12 protein-coding genes and 2 pseudogenes are annotated in these 17,749 nt (G+C 66.8%); 5 read left to right on the forward strand and 9 right to left on the reverse strand.

Annotated elements, in window-relative coordinates:
- Positions 1-174 precede the first annotated feature (174 nt).
- A pseudogene (locus OG496_RS11845) lies at positions 175-434 on the forward strand (DUF4158 domain-containing protein); the annotation flags it as partial.
- 620 nt (positions 435-1,054) lie between these two features.
- Here OG496_RS11845 and OG496_RS11850 read toward each other — a convergent pair.
- The 5 genes and pseudogenes from OG496_RS11850 to OG496_RS11870 all read right to left on the reverse strand — a co-directional run bounded on the left by OG496_RS11850 (position 1,055) and on the right by OG496_RS11870 (position 5,056).
- On the reverse strand, positions 1,055-1,486 hold the full coding sequence (locus OG496_RS11850; protein WP_405970811.1) for a GntR family transcriptional regulator: 432 nt from the start codon (positions 1,484-1,486) through the stop codon (positions 1,055-1,057).
- 175 nt (positions 1,487-1,661) lie between these two features.
- Positions 1,662-1,874: pseudogene (locus tag OG496_RS11855) on the reverse strand (winged helix-turn-helix domain-containing protein); the annotation flags it as partial.
- A 99-nt stretch (positions 1,875-1,973) separates the two neighbouring features.
- Entirely contained in the window at positions 1,974-2,801 is an 828-nt protein-coding gene (locus OG496_RS11860) for an ATP-binding cassette domain-containing protein (RefSeq protein WP_405970812.1), read from the reverse strand.
- A gap of 2 nt (positions 2,802-2,803) precedes the next feature.
- Positions 2,804-3,868 carry an ABC transporter permease gene (locus OG496_RS11865; protein WP_405970813.1) on the reverse strand — a complete coding sequence of 355 codons (1,065 nt, stop codon included), beginning with the start codon at positions 3,866-3,868 and terminating at the stop codon, positions 2,804-2,806.
- 99 nt (positions 3,869-3,967) lie between these two features.
- On the reverse strand, positions 3,968-5,056 hold the full coding sequence (locus tag OG496_RS11870; protein ID WP_405970814.1) for a sugar ABC transporter substrate-binding protein: 1,089 nt from the start codon (positions 5,054-5,056) through the stop codon (positions 3,968-3,970).
- A gap of 698 nt (positions 5,057-5,754) precedes the next feature.
- On the opposite strand from OG496_RS11870, the gene OG496_RS11875 reads away from it, so the two are divergent.
- Genes OG496_RS11875 through OG496_RS11885 form a run of 3 tightly spaced genes read left to right on the forward strand, consistent with a single transcriptional unit; the run spans position 5,755 to position 8,460 of the window.
- Positions 5,755-7,395 (forward strand): IS1634 family transposase, encoded by a 1,641-nt coding sequence (locus OG496_RS11875; RefSeq protein ID WP_405969311.1) that lies wholly within the window; start codon positions 5,755-5,757, stop codon positions 7,393-7,395.
- Positions 7,396-7,452: 57 nt separating this feature from the next.
- Positions 7,453-8,253 carry a hypothetical protein gene (locus OG496_RS11880; RefSeq protein ID WP_405970815.1) on the forward strand — a complete coding sequence of 267 codons (801 nt, stop codon included), beginning with the start codon at positions 7,453-7,455 and terminating at the stop codon, positions 8,251-8,253.
- A gap of 57 nt (positions 8,254-8,310) precedes the next feature.
- Positions 8,311-8,460 (forward strand): hypothetical protein, encoded by a 150-nt coding sequence (locus OG496_RS11885; protein ID WP_405970816.1) that lies wholly within the window; start codon positions 8,311-8,313, stop codon positions 8,458-8,460.
- 426 nt (positions 8,461-8,886) lie between these two features.
- Here OG496_RS11885 and OG496_RS11890 read toward each other — a convergent pair whose 3' ends face one another.
- From OG496_RS11890 to OG496_RS11905, 4 genes are read right to left on the reverse strand one after another with little or no spacing between them, the layout of a single operon-like run.
- Positions 8,887-10,071 (reverse strand): Wadjet anti-phage system protein JetD domain-containing protein, encoded by a 1,185-nt coding sequence (locus tag OG496_RS11890; RefSeq protein ID WP_405970817.1) that lies wholly within the window; start codon positions 10,069-10,071, stop codon positions 8,887-8,889.
- Between the two features lies 1 nt (position 10,072).
- The gene (locus OG496_RS11895; RefSeq protein WP_405970818.1) at positions 10,073-13,489 is read right to left on the reverse strand and encodes an ATP-binding protein; all 3,417 of its coding nucleotides are present in this window, start codon (positions 13,487-13,489) and stop codon (positions 10,073-10,075) included.
- Positions 13,486-14,112 carry a DUF4194 domain-containing protein gene (locus OG496_RS11900; protein ID WP_405970819.1) on the reverse strand — a complete coding sequence of 209 codons (627 nt, stop codon included), beginning with the start codon at positions 14,110-14,112 and terminating at the stop codon, positions 13,486-13,488. Before OG496_RS11900 ends, OG496_RS11895 begins: the two co-directional genes overlap by 4 nt.
- Positions 14,109-15,593, reverse strand: a complete 1,485-nt coding sequence (locus tag OG496_RS11905; protein ID WP_405970820.1) for a DUF3375 domain-containing protein — start codon at positions 15,591-15,593, stop codon at positions 14,109-14,111. Before OG496_RS11905 ends, OG496_RS11900 begins: the two co-directional genes overlap by 4 nt.
- 1,577 nt (positions 15,594-17,170) lie before the next feature.
- On the opposite strand from OG496_RS11905, the gene OG496_RS11910 reads away from it, so the two are divergent.
- Positions 17,171-17,698 (forward strand): hypothetical protein, encoded by a 528-nt coding sequence (locus OG496_RS11910; protein ID WP_405970821.1) that lies wholly within the window; start codon positions 17,171-17,173, stop codon positions 17,696-17,698.
- Positions 17,699-17,749 lie beyond the last annotated feature (51 nt).

A 17,749-nucleotide genomic window follows, 5' to 3' on the forward strand; every position in this document is an offset into this window, starting at 1 on the left:
GGAGCACGGGCGGGGCTGGCGTAGCAGTGAACCGTTCTGCTCCTGGTATGTCCCGAACCGCGTCTTACACCGGGATTAATCCCGGTCGTCCAGCACAGCGCCGGGATATCGCGTCGGGTTTCTCAGACGATAGTTGGCCGCCGGCCAGGGACAACTATCCTCCGCCGGGTATCGGTGGAATTTCTGACCATGAGCAGGTGACGTCGTACGGACGATTCGTTGAGGAACCGACGTAGCCGGAGCTGGAGCGGTCCTGCTTCCTGGACGACATGGACCGGGACCTGATCGCGTTGCGGAGGGCGATGGCTCTCCAACTGGCGTTCGCGGTGCAGATGTGCACCGTCAGGTAGGTCAACTGCTTCCTGGTGGCCGATCCGCTGGATGTGCCGTGCTCGGTCATCGAGCACCTGGCCACGCAGCTGCGGATCCAGGACCGTCCGTGCTCTAGCGCTCCCTGCACTGCACCGCCGTGACAATGGATCGGCGAGATTCATCAGTGAAGGCGGGACGTACGCCATGACCTCGTGATCACGAACGGCCGACGCAACCACAGAGACTGCCCCATGACGCTCGCCTTCATTCTCGTAAGCGTCCCGGTCGAGAACTGACGGGACCACCAGCGAGCTGCGTGCGTGAATACCTCGGTGCTGTGGCGGCGATGGGCTTCTTCGGGGTCCGCGACGATCTCCCGCAGGTGTCGGCCGAGAGCCCCCTCATGTTGGTGGCACATAGCAACGCGGGCTTGTTCATCCCGGTGATCCGCGCGGGCCTCGACCATCCGGTGACCGGCTCGGTCTTCGTCGATGCCGCTCTGTCGGCGCGGACCGGCCCCGGGTGCGTGGCCCCAGTTCCTGGCCCGGTCCCCGGTCCTCGACGGCCGAGACGGCCATCCCTGCTTCTATGTGCTATTCGACTCTCCATACGACGACTTGTCCGCCGAAATGCGCGAACGCGGCTGGCGCGTGGCCCACCTGCGCGGTGCGCACCTCCACCAGATCGTCGATTCTGCCAGGACACGCCGGCACCTCGTCGAAACCCGCCACCACGACTTGATCTACTTCCGATACACGTCCTGGAGGCGCAAAACTGCCGCGCCCCCGAAGATCAGCTGGAACTCGAAGCCGCGCCGCGAGGACGGGTAGGAGTGGTTGCTGTACTCGACGGGTCGGCCACTCTGGTTGAACGTCGTACGCGTCAGGGTCAGCAGTGCGCTGCCCTCGGCTACATCGAGCAAGTCACACTCCTCAGCCGTGGCGGCACGTGCCCCGATCGCGTGCTGAGCGGTACACGCGAAGACTCCGGCCGCCCGCATCAGGCCGTACAGGCCAACGGATCCCAGACTGCCGTACGGATTCAGCGGTTCTGGACACAACAGGTCGTAGGGCAGATGGTTGCGCAGGTGACCGATGTACAGACCGTCCGCGTACTGCAGCCGCTCCAGGACTGTGACCTCGCTGCCCTCTGCAAGACCAAGAGCGGCGAACACCTTGGGCGAGGCGGTTTCGGTCCCCTAGCGCAGGATCTCGTTCGCCGGGGCACGTCCCGCGCAGGTCTTCGTGCACGGCGGCGAGATCGAGGTCGTGCAGGGTCCGGCCGTACGCCACATGGGTACCGATGCCCCGGCGGCGTACCAGTAGCCCCTGGTCCGTCGGCGACCGGATCGCGTGGCGGACCGTGATGCGCGACACTCCCGTCTCCTGGGCTATCCGGGGCTCACTGACGAGCACGGTGCCGGGCGCCAACTGGCCGTGCTCGATGGCACGTTTGAGCTGCCCGGCAAGTTGTTGGTGGAGCGGTGTCCGGCTCGTGCGGTCCATGACAAGGTCGTGGGGAGTGGAGCAGCTCGCGAGGACATCCGGTTGTGCATCCCGCATGGCGTCGTCCTGACATGTCTCACGTGTTGGGCGCCGTACGTTCGACCGTACGGGGGCACCACCCACGCACCCGCACGATCGCCGTCGCGCAGTGGGCGATCAGCTCTCGGAGTCCGCCTCCATCTCCATTTCCATCTGCATCTGCATCTGCATCTGGGCCAGTTCGGCCTCGAGATCGGCCATCGCCTCGCCGCCGGCCATGAGGTCGGTGATCTGCTCCCTGGTGCGCTCACCCTTGCGGAAGTCGTCGGCCTTCTGGCCATGGATCAGTACGGCGAAGTGGTCACCGACCATCATGGCGTGGCGAACGTTGTGGGTGACGAGGATGACCGCGACACCCTTGGCGCGGGCCTGCATGATGATCCGCAGGACGTGGGCGGCCTCCTTGACACCGAGGGCCGCGGTGGGCTCGTCGAGGATGAGGACGTTGGCGCCGAAGTAGACGGCCCGCGCGATCGCCAGGGCCTGGCGCTCACCACCGGACAGGCTGCCCACGAGACGATTGCCGTCGGTGACGCGGGTGATGCCCAGGGACTGCATCTCGTGTACGGCGATCTCACCGGCCAGCTTCTTGTCGAACAGCCTGAACGGGCCCCATCCCTTGGTGGGTTCGGCGCCGACGAAGAAGCAGCGCCCGACACCCATCAGCGGGAAGGTGCCGCCGAACTGGTGCACCGTGGCGATGCCCCGGTCGCTCGCGTCGCGGGGGCTGTCGAAGGCGACCGGTTCGCCGCTCACCTCGATGGTGCCGGTGGTCGGCTTGTGGAACCCGGAGAGGATCTTGATGAGGGTCGACTTGCCGGCGCCGTTGTCGCCCAGCAGGCACAGCACCTTTCCGGCGTCCACCTCCAGGGAGATGTCCTGCAGCGCGTTGGTGCCGAGGAACGACTTGCTGATGCCGGTCAGGCGCAGCAGGGGTGCGGTCATGATCAGGCCTTCTTCGCGGGTCGGGAGGCGGACAGGGCGAGCCGACGGAAGGTGTTGTTCATCAGCACGGCCGTGAGGATGAGGACGCCGAGGATCAGGCTGGCCCAGTCGGAGTTCCAACCGGTGTAGTAGATGCCCTGGTTGACGATGGCGAAAGTCAATGTGCCCAGCACGACGCCGACGACCGAGCCGTAGCCGCCGGTGAGCAGCACACCGCCGACGACCACGGCGATGATGGAGTTGAAGACGAAGGACTGACCGTTGGCGACCTGGGCGCCGTTGTAGAGAATGGTCTGGATCACGCCGACCAGGGCGGCACCGAACCCGCTGGCCATGTACAGGGCGATCTTCACCCTGGCGACCGGGATGCCGGTGGCGCGGGCGCTCTCCTTGTCACCGCCGATGGCGAAGATCCAGTTGCCGTACTTCATCATCTGCAGGACCACCGTGACGACGGCCGCGATGCCGAGCCACCAGAAGATCGCCACCTCGAACTGACCGGCGATCAGCTGGCCGAACAGCGCCTTGGACAGCGGGTCGGGCTGGATGGCGACGCTGGTGGTCCCGGTGGTGGCACGGGACAGGCCGAGCGTGAGGCCGGCCAGGCCGGACAGGGTGGCGAGGGTGACCACCAGAGACGGGACGTTGGTCCGGGTGACGATGATCCCGTTGAGCAGGCCGATCAGCAGGCCGAGGCCGAGCGCGCACACGATGCCGACGATCATCGGGGCACCCCAGTAGCCGGACACAATCGCCAGCGTCATGGAGCTGGCGGCCAGCACCGAGCCCACGGACACGTCGAGTTCGCCGGCGATCATCAGCAGGCCGACGGGGATGGCGATGATGCCGAGTTCCGCGGCGATGTTCAGCCAGCTCGCCGCGCCCGCGGGAGCGAGGAACTTCTCCCCGCCGAAGATCGCGAAGAAGACGAACACGCTGAGCGTGCCGATGAGCGCGCCGACCTCGGGACGGTGGCGCAGCTGCCGCAGTGCGCCGCCCCCGGATGCCTTCGGCTGCGCGCCGACGGTCCTCGTTTCGTCCGGCGCCGCTGGAAGGGAAGTTGTCATGGGTCTGGTACCACCTTCGTGGGTCATGGATGTCCCGCGTTCGCGGTTGCGCGTGGTCGAGGCGCCGGGCCCCGGTGCGGGCCCGGCGCCTCTCGTGGATCAGCGGACGCCGGACTTGGTGCCCTCGATGGCCTGGGCGACGTTGTCCTTGGTGATCAGGAGCGGGCCGGTCAGGATCGGGTCCTGCGGCGGGAACAGGCCGTAGGCCAGGTACTGGTAGGCCATCGACACGGCGTAGAAGCCCTGCAGGTACGGCTGCTGGTCGATCGCGAACAGCTGGGAACCGGTCTTGATGCGGTCGAGTTGGGTCTGCGAGACGTCGAAGGTGCCCAGCTTGACCTTGTCACCGGCGTTCGCCTGCTTGATCGAGGAGGCGGCGCTGTCCGCGTCGCTGACGCCGATCGTCACAAGGGCGTCGATGCTGGTGTCCTTCAGCAGCGCCCCCTTGATGGCCTGGGTGACGGCAGACGGGTTGCCGAAGTTGGAGGAGGGCAGAGCCAGTTGCTTGGAGGCGGCACCCTTGCTCTTGGCACCGTCCTCGATGCCCTTGCAGCGGGCCTCGGAATTGGCCCCTCCGGGCAGGGTGTTGACGCACAGGATGTTCTTGGCACCCGATTCGGCGAACTTGACACCGCCGGCCTTGCCCGCTTCGTAGTCGTCGGAGCCGATGTACTTCAGACCGCCGACCTTCTTGGCCGCGGCGGTGCCGCCCGAGTTGTAGATGATGACGGGGACTCCCTTGCCGGTGGCCTGCTTGAACGCGGAGTCCTGGTTGTCGGGCACCCAGTCCGGGCCGATGATCGCCGACGGGTTCTGCGACAGCGCGGTGAGTGTCAGCTTGGCGGCGTCCGGGCCGAGGTTGTCGTAGTTCTGCGGCCCGAGGAAGGTCACCTTGCCGCCGGCTGCCTTCACCAGCTTCGCCGCGTCCTCGCCGCCGCGCTTGACCGCCGACCAGAACGGGTCGTCGGACTTGCCGCCGATGACATAGATGGAGATCTTGCCGCCGCTGTTGGCAGCGGCCGTCGACGTACCACCACTCGCCGCCGTGCCGTCCGAAGCGTCGCTCTTCGCGGCGCCGCTGCTGCACCCGGCCAGGGTGGTCGCCGTCGCGGCCAGCAGGCCCACCGCGGTCAGGACTCGTCGGGGAAGGCGGCCGGGCAGTCGGCGCCGGGTCTGCGTGCGTTCCATGTGCGGGGTACTCCTTCGTGAGAAACCGGGCGCGAGCGTGGGGCGAGGCCTGGAGAACAGCGGATGACATTTAGTGATTCGTCTTGTGCGCGCCAAGAATGGTCCCCGGGCGCGCGGGACGACGGGGCCGGCCTGCCGCCGACCCGGATGGGGTCGCGTGGCGACGAGGCGGGCACGGCATCCGACCCCGGGCCGGACACAGGTGTCGGGTGGGTCCGGGCGGAATGCCAGCGGGTGGGTTGTCACCGTGCTCGAAGGGCGGCTGCAGGCGGTCCGGCAACCGCCTGCCGGAACGTCTGCCAGCCCACAAGCCGGATGAACCTTTAAAGCGCTTTAGGTGGTGCGCAGAGCATGCTGGCGTTTCGAGGGCGTGTCAAGACTTTGTGATGACATGCGAACGTGCCATCCGGTTTACGGGACGAGCCGCCCGCCCGCCGGGAAGACTCATGCGAGACAGGACAGCGCCGTCGGCAGACGGCCCTTCAGTCGGGCGAACACGGCCGTGGTGCCGCGGACGATCAGCCTGGGGACCAGGGCGATCTCACGGAATGCTACGCGGCCCTGGTCTAGACCCGGATTTCGCACGTGCCTCGTTCGGTTGGAACGGGGCGTGTGCGGTGTCGGGTGGGTGGTGTGGTCGTTGATGTGATGTGTCGATGATTTCGCGTGCCAAGCGGCCACGGGTGCAGCGTCCACGGATGAACGTGGAGATCGCGCCTGTGGTGGAGAGGCGTCTGGGTGCTCTGCCCGCCTCTGCCGAGTTTCTGCGCCGGCTGGACGTGGCCGGGATCATCGACGGGCTGTGTCCGGTCCGGGAGGTCGCGCATCTCACTCATGGGCAGGTCATCGAGGTACTGGTCGCCAACCGGCTTTCCGCGCCCGCGCCGCTGGTGCGGGTCGGTGACTGGGCCCGCGAGTGGGCTGTTGAGGAAGTCTTCGGGATCGAGGCGGACCTGCTCAACGACGACCGTATCGGCCGTGCCCTGGACGCCATCGCGCCCGAGCTGGAGGCCATCGTCGGCAGTGTCGGGGCGAGCGCGATCGCCGGGTTCGGGATCGATGTCTCGCGCCTGCACTGGGACATGACCAGCATGTCCCTGCATGGCGCCCACGAGAGGCCGGAAGAGGGGTTCCCGCAGGTCAAGTACGGTCATCCCAAGGACCGCCGGGCGGATTTGAAGCAGATCCAGGCCGGGATCGCGATCTCCGCGGACGGCGGCATCCCCGTTTTCCATCGTGCTTACGACGGCGGGGCCGGCGAGGTCTCCCAGGTCGTCGGGGCGATGACGGCCCTGCGTGAACTGGCCGCGCCCCGCGACTTCCTGATGGTCGGCGACTCGAAGCTGATCTCCTACGGCAACCTGCTGGCCCTTCAGGAAGCCCAGGTGAAGTTCATCGCCCCGGCGCCCGCGGCCAAGATTCCCGATGGCCTGTTCGCCGGCCTCGACGCGGGCCGGGCCCGCCTGGTCGACTACACCGCCGGGCGGGACGCGGGCAAGCCACCCGCGCAGCGTGGCCGCTACCGCGTGCTGGAAGACACCCAGACGCTGGCCGGTCCACGCAAGCGGGACCCGCAGGTCACCGTGCGCCGGATCCTGGTCCACTCCAGCGCCAACGCCGCTGCCCAGCAGGCAGCCCGCACCCGGCGCCTGGACAAGGCCCGTGAGGAACTGGACAAACTCCAGTCCGCCTGCGGCGGCCGGCACTACGCCACCGCCCAGAAGGTCACCGCACGGATCGGTGTGATCACCAGCAAACGCCGTATCGGCTCCTGCCTGGTCACTTCCATCAGCACCGACGAGACCGGCCGACCCGCCCTGACCTGGCACTACGACCAGGAAGTCCTGGCCGCCCAAGCCGCCACGGACGGCTGGTACGCGCTGCTGACCACCCTCGATCCCGCAGTGGCCGACGCCGCCGAGGTCCTCATCCGCTACAAGGGCCAGCCGATGGTCGAGCGCCGCTACAGCGACTTCAAGGGCCCGCTCGCCGTGGCCCCGGTCTTCTTGCACCACAACCGGCGCATCGCCGCCCTGATCACCGTGATCTGCCTGGCCCTGCTCGTGTTCTGCCTCATCGAACGCCAGGTCCGCCAGGCCCTGGGCGACGACCAGAGCATGCGCGGCCTCTACCCCGACAACCGTGCCCTCCGGCCGACCGGACGCATGATCCTCTACCACCTCGCCGACCTCCGGATCCGTGTCGGAACAGCCACCGACCCACCAACCATTCTGATCACCCGCGCCGTTCAAGCCCACCTCCTCGAACTCCTCGGCATCGACGAAACCCGCCCCCGCTGGCTGGAGACCTCAAACCCCACGTGCGAAATCCGGGTCTAGACGAGTTGATCCGAAGTTTTGGCCCGCCAAAGGGGCGAGGGTGTCCAAGATCCGTGCGTGACGACAGAGCTGAACACCCTCTTGACCGCACTGTGCGTGAAGATCGACGACGAGATCGGAGGAATCCGGGGCAGGCCGCCGCTGCTCAGCGATTCCGAACTCGTCTGCCTGGCCGTGGCCCAGGCCCTGCTCGGCTACCACTCTGAGTCGCGCTGGTTGCGCTACGCGAACAAGCACCTGACGGGTATGTTCCCGTACTTGCCGCAGCGCGCGGGCTACTACAAGCGGCTCCGCTCCACGCTCGGGCTGGTCAAGCGCATGATCCGGGAACTGGCGATGGATAGCGACTTCTGGTTCGACAACCTCTGGATCACCGACTCGACCCCCGTGCCGTGCGGGATGTCGCGCCCGACCGTACAACGCTCCAACCTGGCCGGCTGGGCGGGCTACGGCTACTGCGCCTCCCACTCCCGGTTCTTTTGGGGCCTAGGGTTGTACCTGGTGTGCACTCCGACCGGAATGCCGATCATGTGGTCGCTGGCCAACCCGAAGATAGGCGAGCGCGAGGTCCTTGCGACGATGGTGGAGGTCGACGCCGACCTGGTCGCCGACCGCGAGGGCATCGTGCTGATCTCGGCGCCTCACCCTTCCTTCACGCCGGAGTCCAAGGCCGAGATCGTCGAGCAGTGCTGGCAGGGTGACCGGTCGGTCGGCGAGGTCGACGAGGACTTCGACCTGACCGAGACCGCGGTGCGGCTGTGGGTCAGCCAGCGTTCCTCACGTCTCAGGAACTGGCCCCGTTCATCCGTACGCGGGTGCGGACGTTCAAGGTCGGGTGGCCCAGGGGAGTCGTACTAAATATCCCTACCCGAGTGGGAAGACGGCGAGCAGGACGCGCAGGAGTTCCCCACCCGGGTGCACTTCGCGTGGGAGCTGCCCGAGGACACCCGTCGTGGCCTCAAGCCCCGCGTACGGCGCATTACCTACGTGCTGGCGCCCATCCCTGCCACGACCCCAGACGGCGACGCCTACCGCGAACCCCTCATCGGCGGTGATGGAACGTAGTTGCCGACCAGCGGCGACAGCAGCAGCCCGACACCGGGGCCATCACCCGCAGCTACCCGTGGGCGCCCTGGCGAACCCTCCTCGGCCGCCTGCTACCTCACCGACGCCGATTGGATCCCCGACGACCTCAAGGGTAACCACGACGTCTAGAACCTGCCCGCCGACAGGGCCCGCTACCGGTGCTGGTCATTGTGTGCACCCCGTTGCGGCGAGGAGGTGGGCGCGGCAGAGGTCGAGCCAGCGCGGCTGGTCCGTAGTGACCATACGGACGGCGACGGCCATGACCCCCACAGGCGGAGCAGGCCACCGAGCCGGGCGGGCCAAAGCGGGCTCTGACACGCCGCCCCGACGGGAAGCCCCGAAAACGCCGCCCGACCCGTCTGCTCCCCTTTTCACACCGACAGCCCTGCTGATGCTGCTCAACACCTAGCGAAGCTTGTTGAGGGCGTCCTCAAGCAGGTGGAACCGCACGCGTTCTTGTTCGAGTCGCACGTTCGAGCCGAACTCGCCGTCAACGAGGCTGTCGTAGACATCTGCTTCGTCCGGTGTGAGCGTGCCGAGCAGCCGGTGGGTGGGCGCATCTTCCTTCACCCACTGCCCGCGGTGCCCCAGGAGAGTGGGCCGGTTCATCAGGATCGACTGCGTATGCGCGAAGGTTTGTCGCAGCCGGTCAAGGATGGTGAAGCCGTGGGTGTCCACATCGCCCCAGTAGACCAGGCGTACGTCGTGCAGCCAGGTCAGGGCGGACAGTTGGGTGACGGCGTAGCCGCCGCCGTGGATCACGATGCTGTGAGGTTGGTCGGGGAAAGCGAGGTAGGTGGTTTCGTTCTCGACGACGTAGACAGTCGTGGTGGAAAGCGGTGGCGCGGTGAACTCATCTGCGCGCACCGTGAGTTCGCTGAAGCCCGCCAGTGACTCGCCTCCGAGCAGTCGGAACCTCAGGTAGGCGGGTTTGGACAGGAAGCGGAAGCGGGCGGCGAAGTCGGTGCGCGCGGCCTCGGCCTCGATGCGATCTTCGGGAAGGCAGTGCTCGAGCAGGGCGGTCAGGATGGCTCTGTTCTGTTCGATGAACTTGGTGTCCACGCCGGGTACGTCGAGCTGGCGCAGGTAGACGGCCGGACCGCGGTAGTCGGTGATCCAGCGGATGGCGGCTTGGAGGCGTGGCCAGTCGGCTTCCCGTTGGACAACTGTCATCGGGTGAACGGCCATCCACGTGGCCAGTGGGGGCAGGGTCTCGTTTGCGGCGGCGAGGAGGGACGCGTAGCGGTTGACCGTGTTGGTGACGCCGAGGAGTTTGAACAGGTCGTCGCGGCGTTCGATCCAGACCCGGGCGGGGGCGTTGTTCACGCCGGCGAGGCGTCCGCCGAGCCGCCGGTATTCGATGCGCAGGTGTCGGTGTGCTGCGGGAGCCCAGGACGTGCCCCAGGCGAGGACGTCGTCGTAGTGCTGGGTGATGTCGCCGGCCTTCGGACCGCGCAGGGGAACGGCGAGGGGTTCCCAGTCGCTGCCGTCGGCGACCTGGCTGAGGAACTCGCCGCGATCCCAGCGCTTGCGCAGGCGAGCGACGACGTCGCGGGGCGTGGTCCAGTTCGGGGTGCTGGTGGTTGCCATGTCAGCTCACCTGTCCGGATGCGGGCTGCAGGGCGGCCAGGGTGTGGGCGAGGCGTTCTTGGCGGTACTGGGCGATGGTCAGGGTGCGCAGGCGGGAGTGGCGTCCGGTGGGGTTGTCGACGAAGCCGACGGCGGATACGTAGGGCTCGATGACGTGAATCTTCTGCAGGGGCGTGACGATGAGGAGTTGCAGGCCGAGGCGCTTGAACAGGTCTAGGGCGAAGCGAGCGGATTCCTCCGAGCCGCGGCCGAAGGCTTCGTCGATGACAACGAACCGGAACGTGCGGCTCCTGTTGCTGGTGGTGTCGAGCCTGAACTGGTAGGCGAGGGAAGCGGCCAGGATGGTGTAAGCGAGCTTCTCCTTCTGCCCGCCAGACTTGCCGCCGGAGTCGGAGTACACCTCGTACTCGGAGTTGTCCTCGCGGCGCCGTTCGCTGGCGCTGAAGACGAACCAGTAGCGCACGTCGGTGACGCGCTTGGTCCAGGCACGGTCCGCATCCGTGTACCCCTCGCGACCCTTGAAGCGTTCGATCAGGCGCTGGACCTGGTGGAACTTTTCTTCGGAGTACAGGTCGGAGTCGTCGCCCGACAGGACGTCGTCGGTGCAGGCTCGCAGTTCCGCGGTGAACTCGCGGATCTCGGTGTTCGGGGTCTGCTCGGGCTTGAGCATGATGTAGCGGCCCGGGTTGTAGTCAATGCCGGCCAGCGACTCGTTGATGGTGGCGATGCGCTCGCCGATCTCATCGGCCCAGATGTTCAACTGTGCATGGAATCCTGCGACTTCGCGGATCACGTTGGTCTTCAGATACGTGCGGAACTGATCCTCAAAGCGCGGCAGGTCGTCGGCGACGAGCCGCTGGTGCAGGGCACGGTAGCCACCGGCGGAGGCGACGGAGTCATCGAGCTCGTTGGTCTCGGCCGGGTAGTTGGCGCGGAAGGTGCCCATCTGGGAAGCGATCGCCTGGGCGAGGCGGGTCTGTTCTTTGCCCCAGCGGTTCTTCTGAGCTGTCAGCTCCTCGCGCAGCCGGGTCTCGGTCTGCCCGCACTCCTGCGCGGTACGGCACGTCAACCGGGCAGTGGTCAGGCGCTGTTCGAGGGCCGGAAAGTGGGCCTGTGTATCGGCGGCGGCCGGTTCATCGAGTACGGCGCGGGCCGCATCGCGGGCGCGGATGGCCGTGTCCCGCTCGCCCGACACCTTCCCCCAGTTCTGGTTCGCCTTCTCGTAGGCGGCTTCCTGCTCGCCGATCTCGCCGGCGATCTCCTCCAGGCGGCCGGTGAGTTCGTCCAGGTCACGGGAATCTGCCTGAAGGCGCTGCTTCTCCTTGGTCAGCTCGGTGATGCGCCGCACCGCGGACGGCCAGTCGATCTCGCTGAACTCCGTCATCGCCCCCAGCCGGTCCAGGACCTTGTCGCGGCTGATGGAGTCCTCGTGGGCGGCTTCCAGGCCACGCTTCTTGCCGACCATCTCGCGCTGGGCGGCATGCACCCGGCCCGCCTGGTCCAAGAGGGCGTCGATCTTCGCCTGGTTCGTCCAGCCGAGCGCGTAGGTGCTGCGGTCGTCGATGCGGGTGCTGTCGTTCTTCTCGTGGCGGCCCCGCGCTCCCTTGATCAGTCCCTGTGCGGTGACAGCCAGTTCGGCATGCCGAAAGTCCTCCATCGTGGGCACACAGGTGTGCGGCGCGCGGCGTTCGAGCTCGCCGGCCAGCCACGGGGCGAAGGATGAGTCGTCGCGTACTTCGAGCTTGGTGAACAGTGCGGCCGAAGGGGCCATCTGGGAGCGCCGGGGCGGGAGCTTGTCGGGGACGCGGAAGTAGACCAGCTTCGTCCCCAGGTGGTGGTCGTTGATCCATTCGGAGACGCGGGCGTACTGATCGCCAGGGACGAGGAGGGACAGAGCGAAGCCGCGCAGCAGCCGCTCGGCCGCGCCAGCCCATGCTTGTTCCCCGTCGCACACCTGGACGAGTTCGCCGGAAAACGGCAAGGCACTCTCCTCGATGCCGAGTTCGCGGCACAGGCGGGTGCGTACCTCCAGCTGCCTGCGAGGGATGTTGCTGCGGCGTGAGCGCAGGCTGACCAGATCCTTGTTGAGATCCTCGGCCTGCTGGTGCAGGCGATCGGCCTCGACCGCGAGCGTCTCCAGAGCAATGAGCGACTCCTGCTTGTCCGCGGCGACGTCGTGCTGGGCTCGAGAGATCTCCACCAGACGGTCGGTGAACTGAGCTTGATCAGTGACCGGGGCCAACTCGGCCTGTTCCAGCAGATTGGCGTGCTCGCAGGCGCGCCTGTCCCGTGTCGTGCGCAGACGCTCCGTCTCCTCGATCTGGCGCTCCAGTTCACCCAGACGCCCACCGCCCAGGCCCTCACGCTGCAGTTCCCACCGGCGCTCCTGACCCCGCAGCCGTTCCAGCTCCTCTTTCGCGACCTTCATCTCACGGTCCAGTCTGGCCAGCGACCGTTCCAGGTCGGTGCGCTCGGCCTCGTGCAGGACCAAGGTGCGCTCGGCGATGAAGTACCGCAGGGCGGCCTGCTGGGCCTCGGCCTCCTCGATCCGCGCGGCCAGGCCCTCGTAGGTGTGGCAGTCCCTGAGCAGCGGGGTGAGGGCCTCGATCTGGGCGCGGGCCCGCTGAACGGATTTGTAAGTGGTGGTCAGGGCGTCGAAGTGGCTGACGATGTTGTCGGTCATGGCGGCCGCGTCGAATGGTTCGAGCATGTGGCTGCGCACGAAGTCGTCCAGGCTGCCCACCGACTTCATCGACACCGTCTGGTGGAAGAGATCCAGGGCCTGCTCAGACTCGATACCCATGCGGCGCCGGAAGTCCTTGCTGTAGGGCGGGAACGTCTTGTGCACGCGGACATCGTCAGCGTCGAGGCGCTTCTTCAAGGCCCGCACTTCGGTGCCGAAGTCGGCGAAGTCGCCAGCGACGGACAGAGCCCGGTCTGCGACGAGGAACAGCCGCTCCGGTCTGGTGGCGTTGGCGTCGGCCAGCCAGAACACCTGTCCCAGCGTGACGGTCGACTCCAGCGCCGGGTTGCGGAACACCCCCAGGATGACCGAGTAGTTCCCGGGCTTACGCAAGCCCACCGGCTTGGTGAAACCGGTCTCTTCGTTGCGTTCGGACTTGTAGTGGCCCAGGACATAGGAGCGCAGGCTGCGCTCGCGGCTCTCCGCGCCGGCCGCCCGGTTGTAAGCGATCTTATGGGCAGGCATGAACAGGGTGGTGATCGCATCCACCAGGGTGGACTTGCCAGAGCCGATGTCCCCGGTCAGCAGTGCGTTGGCACCGCCGAGGCCGAACGACCACACGTGTTTGTCGAACGTGCCCCAGTTGTAGACCTCCAAGCGCTCCAGCCGGAACCCGGCCGCAGCAAGATCGGTGGAGGTGGCCGTGCCGACGGGGCCGGACTGAGCGGGAATCACTGCTGCTTCTCCTGCGGGGTGTGGGAGGCCGCGTACTGGGCCAGGTTCGTTTCGAAGTCGGCGAGCCACTGCCCGTCAACGAAGGCTTTGATGATCCGCTGCACCTCGAACAGCTGCTCCTGACCGCGGGCGCGCCGCAGGAACTGCAGGTCGACCACCTTGTTGATGTGGGCGTCAATCTGGTCGACCAGACGCGCCTCGTTGGTGCCGGCCGGGAGGAACGTGCGGATCATCTCGACAATCTCTTCCCGGGTGATCATGAGCCGGGTGCCGTCGGCGCCCGCGTCGAACTCGGCGAGCCGCTTGCGCAGCAGCACGACCAGCAGGCTGACCGGGTAGGACAGCGATCGGCGGGGCATCAGCCGCGGCGGCGCCGCACGCGGATCGCGAACTTCGTCTGCGACGTCGGGCTTCGACTGAAGGAAGGCGTAGCCCTCCACCTCGTCGATCACCACGCGCAGACCCATGACCTCGACGTAGTCCTTGACGCGGGCACTCATGTGCAGCAGCGCGTCCCAGGCCCGCTCGTGCTGGTCGCGGAAGATCGGCCCCTTGAGCAGCTGGTTGACCGGCAAGGAGAGGGTGTGGGGTGGCTGCGCGGTGGGGGTGGAAGGCGTGGTCATCGCCCCTCCTTCTTCTGGCTGGCGGCCCAGGCAACACCGGGGCTGGTGCGGGCAAAGGTGACCACGGGCACGGTGGCGACCTGCTGAACGTCGTCCTCGCCGATCCACGTGATCTCTTCTTGGCGTTGGTCGTCGAAGACCGTGGTGAACCCGTCGTCCGGGAGGGCGAAGTAGGCGACGAGTTCGGCCAGTCCCTGCTCGAGCGGGTGCTCGCGCAGCGTCTCGGCAAGGGAGACCTGGGTGCGGGTGCCAAGAGCGCGGTGGACCGCGGCCGTGAGCCGGGCGGGATCCACGTACACCGCCTCGAACAGGACGTCAGCGGCGAACTCCTCGTCGCCCGCCTGGATACCGGTACTGTCGATCGGCGCCTTGACCACCGGCGTGTACAGGGGCCGTTCCATCGGCAGCACGATGGCCGGTGCCGTCGCATCGAGCTCAGCTATCAGATCCACACCGGGAACGTCGCGCAGGGAAAGGGCCCGGGACTCGATCCCGCGCACCAACTGCAGGACGCGACGGTCCTCCGAACGCACCTGGTCATCCAGGAAGCGGCGCAGCTGGTCCGAGAGTTGCCGCACCGTGCCCTGGGTGCGTTCGGCGGCCTCCAGCCAATCCCGGGGCATGCGCCGCATCCTCGGGTCGGGCTCGCCGATGGCCTCCATGGTCTCGACCTCGGCCAGCAGCGTCTTGAGTTCGTCCTGTCGGCTCGGGGCGAGCAGGAAGTCGTAGAACGCCTGGAAGGTCCGGCCCTGGTCAGACTCGGCGATGCTCTCGCGACTGCCCAGTACCTCATCGAGGAGTCCGGCCTTGGCCCCGTCCCACGCGGCGATCTTGCTCCGCAGGTCGCGGTCCAAGTCCCGGAAGTTCGCCTCGACCTCGCGGAAGTCGGCCAGCAGCCCGTACGCCGTCGTGGTCACCTGCTGATAGCGGTCCCGCAGCCCCGCGCTGTCCAGCACATCTACCTCGCCGGCCTCAACGCGCTCGATCTCCTGGTCGATCTCGTGCCGACGCCGGGTGAGCTCGGCCAGTCGCGCATCGGGGTCGGTCTCGGCCCCGAACGTCATCTGCCGCAGCAGATCGAAGATCGTGTTCAAGCGCGACTCGGTACCGACGAACGAGCGCTCCTCCAGCGACCGGATCCACGAGATGGCCTTCTCCACCGCAGCCGTGGCGTCAAAGTGCGGCTCGTCCGAATCCGGCGGGTAATACTTGCGCAGCCAGCCATTCTCCGGCGCCGACCAGACATCCAGATACGCCTTCGCAGACTGGGGAAACGTGGTCCGCCCCAGCCGCTCATTGAGCGCGAACAACTCGTCGTCCAGCCGTTCAACAAGCTCCGCACCGGCAATCGAGCGCGCCCCCTGCTCGACGAACACCTTGTTGAAGAAGCTCAACATCAGCGCCGTGTTACCGGCCGTCAGCAGCCGCCAAGCGGAGCTCTGCTTCCGCAACGCGACCAGACGGTCGTAGTCCAACTCCATGCATCCTGCCCCTCACTACCCCACCGCGCACGACGGTATTTCTCGCCAGCGTCGAAAACGCACGCCCCACACGGCCGACGCCCACGCCCGCACAAGCCGTGCACGGACATTCCGTGGCGGCCACAAAAGACCGTAGAGGCCACCACTGACAACGGGGGCTTCGCAAGAGAGGCGACCGGATGGGTCGCACGCGGACTCAGGGAAGGAAGACAGCGGGCAAGAGGGCGTGCACATCCGGATTCCAGACCGTTTCCGATCCTCATGCCCGCAGTATTTTCCGAACGAAATTTCGAATCCCGGCCCCAGGATCCTGGCCACTGATCTGCCAGCATGCTGCGCCGTCGGGTCTGGGGCACATGCCATCTGCCGGACGCAAGGCCGCGTCATCGAATCTCGATCACGCCCGGTCGGAGCTGGGCAGAGGGTGCCGTCTATACACCGAGACACCGGAAAGCACGGCAGGGGACAGCGAGATCGGAAAGCTCCCTGAGCCGGTTGGGTTTTCTGTCTAGATTCCAGTCGCTGTTTCCCTGTGACAGGCATGCCGGCATAGATGCAGGGAGGGCCTCGCGAATGAACAGGCAGTTAGATCAACGGACCGTACTGCTCATGCTCATTGGTTGTGGCACCGTGTACGTCGCCTTCGAGCACCCGTCGTTTGGCACCGCCCTCGTCGTCGGTGTTGTCGTGGTGACACTCCTCCACCTCCTGATGCGGGGACGCTAACCCGCGCGCCGCTCAACTTCGAAGGCACGCGTTCAGGGTCCGCGCCCTGTCTACTGGGCTCTTGCATCCCCGCTGAACGTTGGCCCTGTGCCCTGCTCCGTGCTGCGTCGCTACAGCTACCCGCTCGAAGCCCGGAACAGCGAACTGGAGCAGAGCAAACCTCATCGCCCACCGCTCAACCGGGCCCATCCCCGAACGCAGAGACCCCCACCAGATCGAGCCAGCAGGGGTCAACATCAGTCATATGCGTATCACCAACAGTGTCGACGCGCCTAGACCACAAGGCCCTGAACAGGCCAAATGCTCCCGACCTGGACCACCTGGACGTCAAAGACGGTTCCGACCACCTGTGCCATGGGGCACCACACGCGCGGGCGACTCCCGTAAACCGTCACCCTTCCGACTGTCCGCAGTCACCCGCGCCAACAAAGCCACGGGACAATCAAGATCCGGACCATACGCGGGCCAACCGAGCAGCAAAAGCCACCGAATACACCATCACCGCAGCTCAGAGGCCCGCAAACGCTGTACCACCAGCAGACCAAAAACCTACTGGTGTCGTACTCCCCGAAGAAGCTGGGCTTCTTCTAGACCTGGGCCCAGCGAAGGGTGCCTGGCCTGGGAGAACTCCCGTCAGGCACCCTTCGCGGCGACCGTTCCAGCCGCGAGGCGCCGTATCCCCGCAAGTCATTCCGTACAAGTCATTCCGTCGACGCACACGGCCGCAGACACCTCACCGCGACACGTCACCGCGAGATCGCATCCCGACACAACGCAGCCGACGCCGACCAGGCCGCCGAATTTCGAGGAACTCCCTCTCCCTCGACCTGAATGTGACGGAAGATCCCCGCATGACTCAACATCAGAGCGACCCGGCGTCGGCTACCGGCGCGGCCGACTCCTATCTGGCGGGGCTTCGTCAACGGCTGGCTGCCGACGGGTCGGTGGTGACCGGGACCACCTGGCGCGACCACCCGGTGATGATAGGCAGCCGGTCGGACCGCAAGGCGCGGTGGTTCGGCACCAAGGCGGAACTGTTCGTCCTCGCCGCCTCGGTCCCCGAGGTCGACCAGGCCTTGCTGGCCGAGTACACCCGGTGGGCCCTGGACTACGCGAAGAACCTGCGGGGCGGGCTGGCCGGCGCCCGCAACGCCACGCTGATCCTGCCCGCACTGGTCACCGGCAACGCCCGGCCCGATGCGCGGACATGGGCCGCCAAGGACGCCCGGGTCCTCGGAACGTCCCTCATAGGGCGGCCCATCACCGTGGAGACGTCGGGGTCGGGAGTCATCCGGGTCACCATGTACCGGGGCGGGAGCATGTACGGCGGGATGTTCACGGGACACGTCCTGGAGAAAGCGGCACTGTACTTCCCCTAGTGACTCCCTCAGTAGCTCCCTGACTCCCCAACTCCCTTGGTGACTCTTCCT

The organism is Streptomyces sp. NBC_00988 (assembly GCF_045162645.1).
Classification (GTDB): domain Bacteria; phylum Actinomycetota; class Actinomycetes; order Streptomycetales; family Streptomycetaceae; genus Streptomyces.